This is a genomic window from Olleya sp. Hel_I_94 (assembly GCF_007827365.1).
Taxonomy (GTDB): Bacteria; Bacteroidota; Bacteroidia; order Flavobacteriales; family Flavobacteriaceae; genus Olleya.
Genome location: NZ_VISI01000002.1, coordinates 242604 through 257195 on the forward strand (window position 1 = coordinate 242604; position 14592 = coordinate 257195).

7 protein-coding genes are annotated in these 14592 nt (G+C 31.4%); 4 read left to right on the plus strand and 3 right to left on the minus strand.

Annotated features, from left to right (window positions below):
* Window positions 1–5 precede the first annotated feature (5 nt).
* Window positions 6–1217 (minus strand): multidrug effflux MFS transporter, encoded by a 1212-nt coding sequence (locus tag JM82_RS04130; RefSeq protein ID WP_145001477.1) that lies wholly within the window; start codon window positions 1215–1217, stop codon window positions 6–8.
* A gap of 179 nt (window positions 1218–1396) precedes the next feature.
* On the opposite strand from JM82_RS04130, the gene JM82_RS04135 reads away from it, so the two are divergent.
* Window positions 1397–4303 carry a PEP/pyruvate-binding domain-containing protein gene (locus tag JM82_RS04135; protein ID WP_145001478.1) on the plus strand — a complete coding sequence of 969 codons (2907 nt, stop codon included), beginning with the start codon at window positions 1397–1399 and terminating at the stop codon, window positions 4301–4303.
* Window positions 4304–5563 (plus strand): serine hydrolase, encoded by a 1260-nt coding sequence (locus tag JM82_RS04140; RefSeq protein ID WP_145001479.1) that lies wholly within the window; start codon window positions 4304–4306, stop codon window positions 5561–5563.
* On the opposite strand, the gene JM82_RS04145 is transcribed toward JM82_RS04140, so the two are convergent.
* Together JM82_RS04145 and JM82_RS04150 are read right to left on the minus strand one after the other, a co-directional pair.
* Window positions 5553–8396 (minus strand): NTP/NDP exchange transporter, encoded by a 2844-nt coding sequence (locus tag JM82_RS04145; RefSeq protein WP_261375300.1) that lies wholly within the window; start codon window positions 8394–8396, stop codon window positions 5553–5555. The two genes, JM82_RS04140 and JM82_RS04145, sit on opposite strands and share 11 nt — an antisense overlap.
* Before the next feature lie 99 nt (window positions 8397–8495).
* Window positions 8496–9395 carry a serine hydrolase gene (locus JM82_RS04150; RefSeq protein ID WP_145001480.1) on the minus strand — a complete coding sequence of 300 codons (900 nt, stop codon included), beginning with the start codon at window positions 9393–9395 and terminating at the stop codon, window positions 8496–8498.
* 278 nt (window positions 9396–9673) lie between these two features.
* On the opposite strand from JM82_RS04150, the gene JM82_RS04155 reads away from it, so the two are divergent.
* The gene (locus tag JM82_RS04155; protein ID WP_145001481.1) at window positions 9674–11284 is read left to right on the plus strand and encodes a helix-turn-helix transcriptional regulator; all 1611 of its coding nucleotides are present in this window, start codon (window positions 9674–9676) and stop codon (window positions 11282–11284) included.
* Window positions 11285–11408: 124 nt separating this feature from the next.
* The gene (locus tag JM82_RS04160; protein ID WP_145001482.1) at window positions 11409–14462 is read left to right on the plus strand and encodes a T9SS type A sorting domain-containing protein; all 3054 of its coding nucleotides are present in this window, start codon (window positions 11409–11411) and stop codon (window positions 14460–14462) included.
* The last annotated feature ends 130 nt before the right edge of the window (window positions 14463–14592 follow it).

Consider the following 14592-nt stretch of genomic DNA (forward strand, 5'->3'; position numbering starts at 1 on the left):
AACGGTTATAAAATGATATTTCGTTTTCTTGTTCTTTTAATAAATAAAAATAAAAATAGAGACATAAAACCGAAAACCGTAAACCCTATAAATAATGGTAAAGCTGTTGTGTCAACAAAACTACCAATGTAATTTGCAATTGGTACAGCCATTATTGTAGATATAAATCCTGTTATAGCAGCTCCAATACCAGCAATGTGTCCAATTGGCTCCATAGCAATAGCTCGTAGGTTTCCAAAGATAAAGCCTATGGTAAAAAATTGAATAGCCATAAATATTAATATAATAGGTAATGCAGGATTAGTTGTAGCATTCCAAAATAATAAGACATACAGTAACGCATTAACGCTAAAAACAATGATAGCTAAATAGGATAAACGCCACATACCAAGACGCATAACAAAGCTTCCGTTTAAAAAAGTGGATAAACCAACACCACATGCCAATCCAGCAAAGATGTATGGAAACTCGTCTATTAAGCCATATTGATTTTCAAAAATGACCTGAGAAGCACTTAAATAAACAATAAATGCACCAGAGATAAAACCAGAAATAATGGTAAATCCTATAGTTTCTTTATATTTTAATAATTCTTTTAAACCATCAATAAAAACATGTCTAGTAAACTTTATTTTATATTCAGGCTTTAAGGTTTCAGGCTGACGTTTCCAAAACCAAATAGCAACAACTAAAGCCATTATTAATTGAACATAAAAGATTCCTGTCCAATCGTAATGGTTTAAAATAAATTTACCCATTACAGGAGCAATAACAGGAACCAAAATAAAGAAGGTCGTAACAAACGACATTATTTTGGCCATATAATCTCCTTTAAACATGTCTCTAATAACAGCAATAGCGATAGTTCTTGGAGCTGCTAATCCAATACCTTGAATGATACGACCAACAACCATCATTTCTAAACTATGTGATAAAACACAAACTATACTTCCTATTGCAAATACAGTAAAACCAATATAAACAATGGGTTTTCTACCAAAACTATCCGATAAAGGTCCAAATAGTAGCTGTCCACATCCTAAACCTAGAAAAATCATGGTTATTAGTAATTGGTTGTTACTAGTGTCTAAACTATTAACTGTGATACCTATAGCTGACATTGCTGGTAAAATAGCATCAATCGCTAAGGCAACAATAGACATTAAAGATGCCATTAGTAATATAAACTCTAACTTAACAGGTGGATTTTTTTGCATGCTGCAAAAGTAGTTTAAAAAAGAATTATCATTGGTTTTATTAGTGTGAAATAGGTGTTAAAATAGACCCAATTAATTTGATAATTATCAAACTTTTATAACAACTTTGCAAAACAATTATATATTGAATAAATAATTATATTCGTATGTTGTATCTTGTAACAAACCTTTGATTTTCAATGAGAAATAGTGTAATAATTAGCCTGATTTTTGTGATGATTTCTAATCAATTATCAGCGCAACAAATTGCTTCGGATGTAATAAAGGAGCAAATTACTAAGTATAAAAACGATTTACGTGGTCCTTACAAGGATATTCGTTGGTTTTGTACTGATGGTAGCGTAAGGCAACCCAAAGATCCTTGTCCAGATAATGTTGGACCAGGAAATCAACATGCTAGATATAAAGATGAAGTCGAAAAATTAGCCTTAAGTAATCATATTTTTTTAGGTCAAATTTTGTCATTTTCTAAAACTGAAGCGTTTTGGGATGCATCAGCAAGCCATTCAAGATTAAAACAATACCAATTAGATAAATATTTAAGAGGCGTTGACGATGGTTGGATTAACAGAAAAAGTCAATTTTATAGAGGTGCCATTCAGTCGGAAGATGAAGAGGCTTGGGGAATTGATTTTTACAAATGGTTGCTATCAAAAGACGATGTTATAAAGCAAAATTTCTTTTTAGTTAGACAATCCTTAAAGGATATTCCGCATAATGGAGACGATAATTTAGCGCAATTAATGCGTAGTCAATCCAAAGTGCTATCGGATGCTTATTTACCATTTATGGATTTACGTGTAAAAATTCACGCACAACCAGAAATTAGTGATATTGAAAAAGTGAAAACTTTTAAAGCAAAACACGTAACAAAATTATCGGTTAATCAAATCAAGATGATTGACGATTTAATAGTTACAATGACCACCTTTTTTAAACCCATAGATTTAACTGCTTTATTGCAAAAGGCGACCTTGTTAAAAGAGACTACTTTTGGTAAAGCATTTAAGGATTATGTATCTGTACAGAATGAAACAAGTAACACTTCGGATTTAATCCAAAATACAGCAGAGGTATTAACGCTTTTAAAAACCTCTGTTTTGGAGGAAAAACGTCCTTTAGCACGTTTGCAATTACTAGATATATCGTTAAAATTAGAGGAGATGATTTTTAAAAATGCACCTCTTTGGCAACCACAAACCGTAGCACAATTAGTGGATAAAATATGCTATTTAGGTATGGCAACTGCTGCAACTGGTTATATAGAACAGCATGAGTGGGAAGCGCTAAATCTAACATTATCTGGCAACACAACAAACGATACTACTTTAGGCGAATTAACCACTGTTTTACAAAACGGAAGAAGTTTGGTGGAATGGAGTTCTGGAATGGTTAAAGCTACTTATCAAGAAACTGTAAACACCTATACTGCTTTTGAGCCTCTAGCATACGGTTTTATTGATGATAAAATTAGAGGGTCCATTGCATTGCATTTAGGTAAAGCGGTTGGAGAATTAGGTGATTTTATAGCCAATGAGTCTTCATTGACAAATAAAGTATTAAGTATTCCAAATCAAAGTACAATACGTGGTTTAAATCCTGGTTATGCGTTTGGTGAATTAGTAGTAATAGCAGGATCTCCCGATGATATTGAGGTGTCTTCAAATAAAATATATATTTTCCAGCGTCCACCAGCAGATTTAAAACCTGTTGCAGGAATTGCAACAGTATCTGAAGGTAATATGGTGTCTCATGTACAATTATTAGCACGTAATTTAGGCATACCAAATGCAGCTTTATCTGATCAAAATCTAGAGGATTTAATTGCTTTTAGCGGTCAAAAAGTGTTTTATGCAGTATCTAATAAAGGCAATGTAATTATTAAAGTAGAACAAGACATGTCTGAAGAAGAACGTGCTTTATTTGCTAAAAAAGAACGTCGTGATGAAAAAATAGAAGTCCCTGTTGAAACCATTATTTTAAACGAACATAACGTTTTAAATCTGCGAAGTGTCGATGCCAGTAATTCGGGTAAGATTTGTGGTCCAAAAGCTGCTAATTTAGGACAATTAAAAAAAATGTTTCCAGAGCAAGTTGTGGAAGGTTTAGTAATTCCGTTTGGAATATTTAGAGATCATATGAATCAAGATATGCCAGACCAAAGTAAAACTTACTGGCAGTTTTTAGAAGCAATGTTTAAAGAAGCAATTGCTATGGAATCTAAAGGTATTACAGAAGAAGAAATTGAACACTACCAGTTAAGACAATTAGAAATATTACGTGCTGCTATTAAAAAAATGCCTTTAAAAACAGAGTTTATAACCCAAATGGAAAATGATTTTAAAACTGTTTTAGGACAAGATTTAGGTGCCATTCCTGTGTTTTTAAGAAGTGATACTAATATGGAAGATTTAAAAGAGTTTACAGGAGCAGGATTAAACCTAACACTGTTTAATGTGGTTGATAAATCCAAAATATTAGAGGGTATTAAAGATGTTTGGGCATCACCTTACACAGAACGTAGTTTTAAATGGAGACAAAAATATTTATTAAATCCAGAAAATGTATTTCCATCAATTTTAGTAATTCCTAGTGTGGATGTTGATTACTCTGGAGTGCTAATAACAAAAGGATTAACGTCTGGAAACGATCAAGATTTAACTATTGCTTTTAGTAGAGGAGCAGGTGGAGCTGTAGATGGACAATCGTCTGAAACCTATTTGCTAAAGGATGTTGGTGGTTATCAATTTTTAGCACCTTCGCGAGAGCGTTATTACAATAGTTTACCAACCACAGGTGGCACGCTTAAACAGTCTGCAACCTTTGAGCAGCCTATTTTAAACGCTCAAAATATGGCAGATATTAAAGCGTTAGCTAAAACTATTAGACAAACTATGCCAAGTGCTACAGATGTAGACTATCAAGGTGCATATGACGTTGAATTAGGCTTTAAGAATGACAAACTATGGTTGTTTCAAATTAGACCTTTTGTAGAAAATAAAAAAGCATTAAGTTCTACGTATTTACAATCCATTACACCAACAGTAAACACTAATAAAGCGATTGCGCTTTCAAAAAAAATATAAATGAAAAAAGTATTAATTGTTCTAGTTTTAGTACTAATATGTTCTGCTTTTACAACAGCAACGTTATATCCAATTGATGGATATGAGTACACAGGTATTAAGCGTTTAAAACGTTTAGAATTAATTAAAAGTGGCGAAATAGTGGAGAAACAAACCTTACCTGAAGGAGCGTTTAAATCCTATTTGGATATTAAATTAAATTTAAAAGAAAAAGCAGCAGACAGTTTACATTGTTTTTTTAAAGAGAATGAAGCTTTTCAAAAAGACATTAATAATTTGTTTAGAGGATTAGATAAAAGTTACTCGTTAACTGTAATGGATATCTCAGATTTAAACGATATTAAATATGCACATCGTAATGAAACAGCTGGTTATCAGCCTGGAAGCGTAGGTAAACTAGCTGTATTATTAGGGTTATTTGATCAATTATCTAAAATTTATCCAGATAATTTTGAAAAACGCATTACATTATTAAAAACTAAAGTAGTTAAAGCAGGAGTTTGGGGATTAACAGATGAGCATACTATACCTATTTATAACATTGAAACTAAAAAATTAGTAAAACGTCAGGTTATCGCTAGTGACGAGTTTTCTTTATTTGAGTGGGCTGACCATATGTTATCTGTTAGTAATAATGGAGCAGCAAGTATTGTTTGGCGCGAAGTGTTATTAATGCAAGCTTTTGGCGAAAAATATCTAGAATTAACTGAAGCAGATGCCTTAACTTATTTTAAAACCACAGAAAAAAAGGTGCTAACAGACCTTGGTAACGATGTAGTAAATTTACCGTTACGAAACCTGGGAATAACTGCAGAAGAATGGCGTTTAGGGAGTTTTTTTACTAGAGGAGCAAATACTTACGTTGGTGATAAAGGAGGAAGTATTGGAACGCCATTTGGTGTTATGAAATTTTTAGTACAATTAGAGCAAGGTAATGTTATTGATGCGCAGTCTAGTCTAGAGATGAAACGTTTGATGTACATGACAGACAGACGTATTAGATATGCACAAGCACCTACTTTAAAAGAAGCAGCAGTCTATTTTAAATCTGGAAGTTTATATAAATGTGATAGAAGTAATGGTCAGGTTTGTGGAAAGTATATGGGTAATATTCAAAATTTTATGAACTCTGTAGCAATTGTAGAGCATCCTGATAACACAACTTATATGGTTGTATTAATGACTAATGTATTGCGTAAAAACTCGGCAACAGACCATATGACTTTAGCAGCAAATATTGATAAATTAATCAGGAAGTAAGGCCTAAAAGACTTTCGGTTTTTGCTCTAATTTTTTTATTAGTTTCATTAATTAACACCAATTCTAAAAGCGGTTTAAAGTTGGTGTTATTTGATTTTTCAATAAGATATAAAACAGCAAATTTTAGTTTTACGTCTTTTCGTTTTAAAAGCTCGTTATAACATTCAATTTCGCTAAAAACTTTAAGGTTTAATTTTTTTAATTTTTCTTCTTGATTAGAATCTAATAATACAGATTCGGCTACTGGAATTAATTCTTTTTTAAGCTGACTGTTTAGAATGTTATCTAAAAACTCGATTGCATGAATGCGCTGCTCTTCTTTACCATGCATGATGGTGTTTAAGATTGGGTCAACATCATTTGGAGGATATTTAATGCCTAAAAACCTAAAAATGCGTTGCAGTTGTCTGTCCAATCGTTGTTCTAGCAAATGGATAAGTCCGTTTCTGGCTTCGTTTTCATCTTTAGACTCCATGGTTACCGATTTCATTTTATATTGTAACACAATTTGAGTGTGTATAACAGCTAATGTATTTTGATATAATTGACATTCGTCTAAAATTTTATCCACTATAAAGCGATCTTTAATTTTTAGATGTGGATATTTCCATTTTAATCGTTTTAAGGCTTCAATAGCCTCAATTTTAACTGTATGTTCTGTATCACCAGTTAGCAACATTAATGTGTTAATGGCTTTTTGAGATTTAAACTTTTCGATAACCAATATTACATAAGCAGCATCTTCAAAATCTATTGTTTCTTTTATAACCTTTTGATATAGGACGTCTATAACAGGATCGTTATAAAAAAACAAGGCGTCTACAGCAATTTGTCTGGTTTCTTTTATTGATAAATGCGAAATAATATGGTCGATAAATTCAGGATCTAAAGTTTTGGAAGCACTGATTATTGCAGTCTTTACAACATCTAAATCTTTGGAAAGTAGTTGCGTTTTAAGCACATTGTAGTAGGTACTGATTTTTGCGTTACCAATACTTTCTAAAACAGATTTAATAGTATTGTTTTTTAAATTGGCATCAGTAAGCTCTAAATATTTATTTAAAGCAGATTCTATTTTTTGTTCTAAGTTAAAACGATTTTGTAATAGTTGGTTGTTTCTTAACTCCAAGGATAAGCCTACTAAAGCTGCATTAGCAATGGTGTTGTCTGTACTATTAATATGGTTTTCAAATAAAACGATTGTATTTTGCTTATAATTTTTTAAAAGATATCTAAAGGCAGACGTTGTAACTTGCTGGTTATCGTCATAAATCATAGCTTCAATTTGTGTTGATAAATTTTCCGTTTTCAAAAAATATAAATTATCAATAGCTAAGGCTTTTACTTTAGGAGAGTCGTGGTTTAATAGTGTTTTAATGGCTGTAAAAAAACGTTCGTCTTTAACTTCAAGTGTTTTTTCAAGCATGTTAATTATTTGGTTTTCTTTACCAGTATTTAAAACGCGTAAAACGGAACCAATGATTGAGGTGACTTTAAGTTCCTCTTTATGAACTTTGCTTTTTTTGACTTCAGCATTATCTAAAAGTTGTTTAAATGCGATGACATATTGCTGTCTTAAAAAATAGATTAAAACCAACCATATAATAATCAAGACGATAATAATAATACTAATAGATGTAGATGAAATATCTAAACCGTTAATAAAAAATATTAAAATAAAACCTGCTATTCCTGTAGCTATACTGTCCACAACAACATCTGTAAAGGTTTTAGTTTTCTTTTTTATATCCATTGGAATAGGTATGGACAATAACTCTGTAGAGGCTTTGTTTACGGACTGTTTTAAACTACCATCCACTACTTTTATAAATACAATAACCCATAACTCTGGAATAAAAAGTAGTAAAATAGAGCCTATTAAAATACCAGCAGGAAGCCATAAAAGGGATTTACCAACACCAAAAGTACCTACAATGCGTTTGGTTAAAAAAAGTTGAATTAATAATGAAATAACACTTAAAGTAGAAAACCAAAAACCAAAAAAGGAAGTTAACTCATCTTCCGTAGCTATAAATCTAGAGGCATAATCACTATATTGATAATCAATTAACTTGGCAATTAAAACACTCATCCCAATGACTAATGCAATTAAGCTTAATAATTTGGATTGTCTTATTAGTTTAAAAGGCGATTTAGTATTCGTCTCATTTTTTATAGATAACTGAAACTCGTTTAAATTTTTAACCTCATTTTTCCAGATATATCTAGATAATGGTACACATATTGAAACTAGTATTGCAGCTATAAAAAGTAAGTCTTCTGTGTATAAAATTTTAGTTAAAAAGGAAGTAAGGTAACCTCCAAAAATACCACCTGCAATAGCACCTGCACCAATAAATCCAAACACACGTTTAGCTTCTCTAACATTGTAAACCACATTAGCTAATAACCAAAATTGAGACGCAGTAAGTAATCCGTAAATAGCGACCCATACATACGGAATATATAAGAAAACGCCTGAAATGACATTAAATTTTAGTAAAATACCAAACGCTATTAATGAGGTTATAGAGGCTATTAACGTCCTATCTATTATGATGTTTAAAGTGTATTTTTCTAGAGCTTTGGTATAAAAAAAAGATCCAATTATAGCCATTAAGGCTGTTAGTACGTAACCTAAAGGTAAAGCGCTAGAGGTAAGCTCTGATAAAAACAGCGAATTTATTGTAGGCTTAATAACCAACAATGTTGTTATTAAAATAAAGATATTGAGTTGAAGTAGGAGCGTTTTGTTTAACTCTTCTTCTTTAATATCAAATGCTTTTAAAATAAATGTTTTAAGCTTTTTATTAATAGGAAGTTTGATTTTCAAGATGGTGTTTATAGGTCAAAAATTATTGTCAAATAACACTATAAAGGTATTGCTTTTTAAGTTTTATATAGGCAATAATTTGTCTAATTTAAAGGCTAGCTATTGTGTTCTTAAAACTTTTTCAATAGGTTTTATTAAGTCTCTAATAATTTGCTCTCCAGCTGAATCTTCGATTAAAGCGACTAAAATATAGCGTCTATTGTCGTCTTTTCCCCAAACTAAAACAGAGTCTGAATGGTAATTTTTCCATGAGCCAGATTTTCTAAATATTCTAGCTTCAGGTGCAATTTTATCTAAAGTGTTTACAAATTTATGGTGTAACTCTGGGTTTTCCATAATATCTAACATTTGTTTAGATCGTTTTCTGTTTACTAATTTACCATTGGCTAGTAAGTAATAATATCTGCATACTTGTGTAACTGTAGCAGCATGACTAAGGTTTTTTAAAGGTTCTCTGTTAGTATTTCCGCCACCACCATAACGTTTTCCAACCCAAAGACCACCTCCAAAGTTTTCGTCATAAAACTTATATTTTGGGCTTCTCATAACCGCTTCAATCTTATCGTATCCTAAGCGATCAATCATTCTGGTTGTTGCTTGATTGTTGGATTTGCTAATCATTAGTCGCATATCCTTTCTAATATCTTTAGTTTCTATTAATTCTTTTTTATCAATAGCATCCATTGCAGCAAGTAAAACAGCAATTTTTGGTAAACTTGCAGCATACATCATGTGGTTGCCATTAAGTCGTGCAAATTTTACATTATTAGTGTCTCTTAAGTCCACTAAACCAATTGCCATTTTTTTCTGATTAATTAAGGTTTTCCATAACGGATTAGAATTAATTTCTTTTTCTAATGTTTTTTGAAGATTATTATCAACCAAAGAAGTCAGTAATGCAATTCTGCCATCACTTGTAGGTAAAGGCAACTCATCTTGAGCAACACTATTGGTTACTAACAAAGTAACTAAGGCAAGAAAAAAAAGTTTTGTTTTCATCTTAAAATAACACAGTAATTATAATATAGCAAATGTATATAAATAACTAGTAGTTAAAGTGTTAATTTTTAATATTGAGCATTTTTATATTTATCAGCATTTGCAGTACTTGTCTGGTAATTATTATAATTATTTAGTTAATTTATTATAATTGAAGATGAAAAATAATCCTTACAAGGCTTAAATTTTAAATATTTTTTTTAAAGTAATCAATCCATTTTTTATGAATTTTAATTTGCTTAAATTTGTTTGAAACACGATATCAAAGTTAGATTTTAATGATTTTTAAGCAGTTCAGAATTAATTCCTTTTTCACTTTATTTATAACGTTAATTCTATTTTGTGGTTTTGCAATTGGTCAATCTAAAAAGCAGCAAAATTATTACAGCTTATTAGACTCTGCACAAACATATTTAGATGTAAACCCAAAAATATCAGCTCAGTTTTTAGATAGTATTCCTAATCCGATTACTTCTAATATAACAGGACGTTTAGCGTATTATTATCAATTAAAGGGACTTTTAAATGATAAAAATGAAGAACCTATCAAGCAGTTTCAAAATTTTGCTTTAGCTTTAAAACATGCTAAATTAGAGAAGGATTACGATATTGCAGGCATGGTATCTGTTGAGCTTTTTTATAATTCGTACCTAATTAATAAGGACTCTACTGCATTTAAATATTTAGAGGATGCTAAATCATTTTATACTAAAACTAATAATGTAAATGGCTTAGCAGAAGTAAGTCAAATGTACGCTTACATTCCGTTTGATCAAGGTGATTACGCCAAAAGTAACGCCTTATTATTATCTAATTTACAGCAATATAAAAATATTATAGAGGATCAATATTATTACATGTATGCCTTATTTATGTTGACCTCTAATTACGCTCATTTAGATAATTTAAATACAGCACATTATTATTTTAATTTACTTAAAAATTTAGAAAATGACAATACAATAGCAAGTGCATTGTACAAATCACATATAGTAACAATTAATAATTGTTTTGCACACATTCAGTTCAAACAAAAAGCAATGGATTCGGTAGCATTTTATCTTGATGCCTCTACTAAAATGCGTCAATCAATGAATAGCTATGATGTTAAGGAGTATTTTAAACTATATGCTGACTATTATGGACAATTGGGTAACGACGTTGCTAAAAATAACTATTTAGACTCTTTAAGTGTTTTTAACGACCAGTTATTACAAAAAGCATCTAACGCAAGTTTAGAATTAAATAATGCATTGGTTAACACTGATGAAGCATTGCTAGAGGTTACCAAAAAAAGAAATACAAACAGAATATGGATTGCAATACTTATTGGTGCTATAATTGTGTTTGGTACTTTTATAGCATTACGCTACAAGAAAATTAAACTTAAAATTATCGAGTTTACTAAACGCAAAGACGAATATCAGTTTATGCAAACCAATCATGAAAAACTGAAAGTTAAAGTTAGAGGATTAGAGGATTATATTACTGAACTTAAAAGAGAGTTGAGAACCATTTCTTCTATAGATAATTCTTCGGAACAAAAAGAAAAAACTAAAGCATTATATAAAAACATACATCATCAATCGTCAACATTTTTAGCAAAAGAAGAAAATTATTTAGAGCTAATTAATGATGTTAATATCGAGTTTTTTACTCAAATAAAAGCGATGCATCCTAATTTAAATGATTCTGAAATCATCATCTGTTATTATTTGTTTTTAGGTTTTAAAAATAAAGAAATCGCAGCTTTTTTAAATACCTCTACTCGTGCTGTAGAAAGTAAACGCTATCGTATTTCCAAAAAAATTGAGGAATTAGACAGCACACTTACGCTAATAGATTACTTAAATGACACGTTTAAGGATTCTAAAATTAGTGTACTTTAACCTATTAAAACCTTGATTTTTAGTATTTTTAAGATGTGCGTAGTTAATGCGTAGTTTATAATTTTATTAATGCAATTAGCCTTTAGTTATTTGTAGATATATAAATTATAACTCTAAATTACTAATGAAAAAAATCTACCTAATTTTATTACTATTATCAACGGGATCATTGTTTTCGCAATCCAAAGAGTATAGTGAAATGATTAATAAAGGAACTTATACAGTCCAAGAAATCCAGATAGCAGCTCAAGCCCATTTTGAAAATAAAGGCAAAGGAAGAGGTACTGGTTACAAACAATATAAACGATGGGAATATCAGGCTTTAAGATCCATTAAACAAAATGGAGTTTTAAGATCTAATAAATTTTATTATAATGAATTAGAGCGTTATAATAATTATATTAATCAAAAAGCAATTAACAGCAGAAGCGCATCTTCTGACAACGGAAACTGGGAGCAATTAGGACCATATTCTTGGAATGCAACTTCAGGTTGGAATCCTGGAACAGGTAGAATTACTTCTATAGCTTTTGAAACAGGTAACCAAAACCATATTATTGTAGGTGCCGAAACAGGAGGTGTTTGGAAAACAATAGATGGAGGAACCAACTGGACGCCTTTATGTGATAATTTTTCTAACATGAAGGTTTATGCCTTAGCTATGCATCCATCAGACCCTTCAACTTATTTTTGGGGATCAGATAACGGAACAATCTTTAAATCTACAGATGCTGGAGCAACCTGGAATTTAGTAGCTAGTACAATAGGCAGTGGAGAAGTAAACCGAATTTTGATTGATCCAACTACACCTTCAAAAATGTATTGTAGTATTGAGCATGGTGGGCTTTTTAAGTCTACTAACTCTGGCAGTTCGTGGTCATTAATTCATCCTGAAGCAGAATCTAGAGGTTATGATTTTGAGTTTAAACCCTTTGATTCTAATACAATTTATGCTTCTGGAGTCTTTTTATTTAAATCTACAGATGGAGGTGTAACTTTTACTAAAGTTGAAGCACCAACAGGCGTAACTAATTATGACACTGAGCATGTAAATGGGACTTTAAATTGGAAATCCATAAATCAAGGTTCGCAACATTTTGGTGTCACGTTAATTACGTCAAAAACAGGTTCTGGATTAGGATTATTTGAAAAAGGTACATCTGGAGCTACTGGTAATAAGACTAAATTAGTGATACCAGCTTTAAATTTAGGGACAGCAACTAATCCAGTTTTAAAATTCTCATATGCGCAACCGGATTATTTTGGAGATGTTGATGCTTTAAAAGTGTATTACAAAACAACCTCAGCAAGTTCTTGGATTGAGTTAGCTAGTTATACAACCGCTCAAGAAGCATGGTCTGATATTACTTTAAGTTTACCAAATACTTCTGCCGATTATCATATTGCTTTTGAAGGAGCTGTTACAAACGCAGGAGGTGGAGGTGTTACATTAGATGACATTAAGGTCGAAACTTCCAATTTAGGAACGGTGTTTAATGATGGCTTTGAGTCTGCAACACCTAATGTGTTTAGTGTTGGAGCAAAAATGCTTGCAGTTACAAATGCTGATCCATCTGCTGTTTATATGGTAGAGGCAAGTGGGACGTCAGGAGCTTATTTTAAAGCATTATATAAATCTTCTAACAGCGGAAATACGTTTACTACATTAGAGCATTCTGGTAAAAATTATTTTGGCTATAATCTTGTGGCTACAGATTTAAGTGATGCAACAAGTGGTCAAGCACCAAGAGATATGGATATTGCAGTAAGTCATACTAATGCTAACGAAGTGCATATTGCAGGTGTTAATACTTGGCGATCTTTAGATGGTGGTGTTACCTTTAATCCAACAACTAACTGGAATATTTCTGATACGGAATCAAATAATTTAGGTTATTCTCATGCAGATGTCGATTTACTGACGTTTGTTGGAAGTACATTGTATACAACAACTGATGGAGGTGTGTTTAAAGCTACAAACAGTGCAGGACCAATAAGTACAACCTATTTTACAGACATAACAGCAGGATTAGGGATTAGACAGTTTTACGCTTTTGGTATTAGCCAAACTAATCCTGTCGTAGTTACAGGAGGTGCTCAAGATAATGGAAGTGCTACATTAACTGCAACAGGTGTTTGGAGAGATTGGATTGGTGGGGATGGTATGGAAGGTTTTGTAGACAAAACTAACAGTCAAATTATTTATGGTACAGCTCAAGATGGAAGCTTAAATAAATCTATTGATGGTGGTCAAACATTAGCAGCAATCACTATTCCGGATAATAAAACAGGAAATTGGATTACACCTTTTGAGCAAGATCCAATTGCTGTAAACGTTATTTATGCTGGTTACGATCAAGTATATAAATCTTTAGATGGTGGCTCAAATTGGACCGCTATTTCTCAGGTTTTTGCTTCTAAATTAAACCATCTTAAAATTTCAGAGTCCACACCAAATACAATGTATGCTGCTTATTTAAATAAGCTTTATAAAACAACAACAGGATCAGGTACTTGGACAGAAGTAACTAGTTACTCTGGAGACTATATCAATTCTATAGCTATACATCCAACTAATCCTAATAAAGTTGCAATAGCAACGGTAGGTACAGAAAAGGTATATGTTACAGACAATGGAGGTGCAACATGGACCTCTTACAAATATGATTTACCAGATTTTAGTGCTTTAGCATTAGTATGGGATAACAATGGTAACGACGGATTATATTTAGGTATGGATTATGGTGTGTATTACATTGATAATACAACAAGTAACTCATGGAAACCTTTTATTAATAATCTACCTAATGTAAAAATTAGCGAGTTAGAAATTAATTATGCAGACAATAAGTTATATACAGCTACCTATGGTCGTGGTGTTTGGCGCACGCCTAGATATGATATTACAACATTAGGAATATCAGAAAGCCCAACAGAAATATCTGGTATAAAAATGTATCCAAATCCAGCATCACAAACGTTTAATTTGGTATCTAATTCAAATGAAACAGTAGATGTTAGAGTATTTAATGCTTTAGGAAAATTAATGTTCTTTAAAAAGAATCTTAACCTAATCGAAAATTATAAAATTGATATTTCGCAGTATCAAACGGGATTTTATTTTGTTAGAATCAATAATCAAAACGGAATATTTACATATAAGTTGATAGTTAAATAATAGCAATAATTAACTATGTTAGGAATCCTCAAGAGCAGCTGCTTTTGGGGATTTTTTTGTTTAAAATAGAACTGCGTAGTTATTGCGTAGTCTTTCTTAACGCAACTATGTAAAGGATATAGCATATTTG

Bases quoted from the DNA above. Each gene is read 5' to 3' on its own strand.
- JM82_RS04130 (WP_145001477.1), bottom strand. From the start codon at position 1,217: ATGCAAAAAAATCCACCTGTTAAGTTAGAGTTTATATTACTAATGGCA.
- JM82_RS04135 (WP_145001478.1), top strand. From the start codon at position 1,397: ATGAGAAATAGTGTAATAATTAGCCTGATTTTTGTGATGATTTCTAAT.
- JM82_RS04140 (WP_145001479.1), top strand. From the start codon at position 4,304: ATGAAAAAAGTATTAATTGTTCTAGTTTTAGTACTAATATGTTCTGCT.
- JM82_RS04150 (WP_145001480.1), bottom strand. From the start codon at position 9,395: ATGAAAACAAAACTTTTTTTTCTTGCCTTAGTTACTTTGTTAGTAACC.
- JM82_RS04155 (WP_145001481.1), top strand. From the start codon at position 9,674: ATGATTTTTAAGCAGTTCAGAATTAATTCCTTTTTCACTTTATTTATA.
- JM82_RS04160 (WP_145001482.1), top strand. From the start codon at position 11,409: ATGAAAAAAATCTACCTAATTTTATTACTATTATCAACGGGATCATTG.